The 1,212-nt window shown below is 27.1% G+C and carries 1 protein-coding gene; it reads left to right on the top strand.

Features of this window, described 5'->3' with window-relative positions:
• Positions 1–281: 281 nt before the first annotated feature.
• The coding region (locus K354_RS0113640) for a cache domain-containing protein (protein ID WP_024956023.1) at positions 282–1,212 on the top strand (931 nt) is incomplete at its 3' end.

Genomic DNA, 1,212 nt, shown 5'->3' with positions numbered 1-1,212 from the left:
AAGAAGTGTTGAAGAGATAGCAAGTGCTGCTGAACACTTAAATTCTATGACGGAAAAACTCAATACTACTTTAGGTATGTTTAAAACTTGATTTACATACTTTGCACTTAAGGAAGAGGAAATATCTCTTCCTTCTCTAAAAATTATAAATTTTATACCCTTGTTTAAATTTGTGTCTTCAAAATAACTTATTAAGGGAAGGGAAGTTATTAAGTTTAATTTGATAGAATTTAATGTAAAAATTGAGGAGGATTAAAAATGGAAATTGTAGAGGGTAAAAAATGGGAACAATAAAAAGTAAAATATTACTGATAGTTTCATTATTAGTGACGATTATAATAGTAATATTGGCAGATATAGGATATAGTGAAGCCCGTCATGATATTCAAGAAGACATTGAACATAGATTATTAGGTACACTTAATCTTGAAACAAATAATTTTGATTCATTTTTTGGGGAGAAGAAAAAATTAATAGCTAATCTTGCAAAAACACTTGAAAAAGTTTCACTTGATAAAGAAACACAAGTTTCATTTATGAAAGATACAGTTAGTTTTATGAAAGTTCATAATGTAATTGCTGGTTATTATAATAATCAATATTTTGATACAGCAGGTTGGATACCACCAAAAGATTATAAAGTTGATTCTCGTAATTGGTATACTGATCCTTTAAATAACAATAAAAAAACAACAGTTACAGGACCATTTTCATATAAAGATAATAATGGAAAAGAGGTAAAATATCTAGCTGTTGGTCAATCAATGTATAGAGATGGTAAACTATTTGGTGTGGTATCAAGTGAAGTAGAAGCTAAAGAGATTGATGATAGGTTAAAAAAAGTTAGAATCTTAAAAACAGGATATATAGGCTTGTTAGATAAAGAAGGAACTATTTTAATCAATCCAAATCCTAAAGTTCAAGGGAAAACATTAACCGATTTGGGATTACCAGAACTTTCTAATTATATAAAATCAAAAAAATCAGGTAAATTTGAATATACATTTAAAGGAAAAGGTAAAGTAGTTTATTTTAAGTACTCTAATGAATCTCCGTGGATATTAACAGCAATGCTTGAGAAGTCTGAAATAGAAGAACCACTAGATGCATTATTAACAAAATTCATCATTATTGGTATTGTTTCAATTTTAGTATCAATTCTTATTGTATATTTGATTATTACATTTTCTTTAAAACCATTATCAGATATGA

It is taken from the genome of Sulfurospirillum arcachonense DSM 9755, from assembly GCF_000597725.1.
GTDB lineage: Bacteria > Campylobacterota > Campylobacteria > Campylobacterales > Sulfurospirillaceae > Sulfurospirillum_A > Sulfurospirillum_A arcachonense.
Note: the sequence above shows the minus strand (reverse complement) of the source record. Positions and strands in the feature narration are given on the sequence as shown.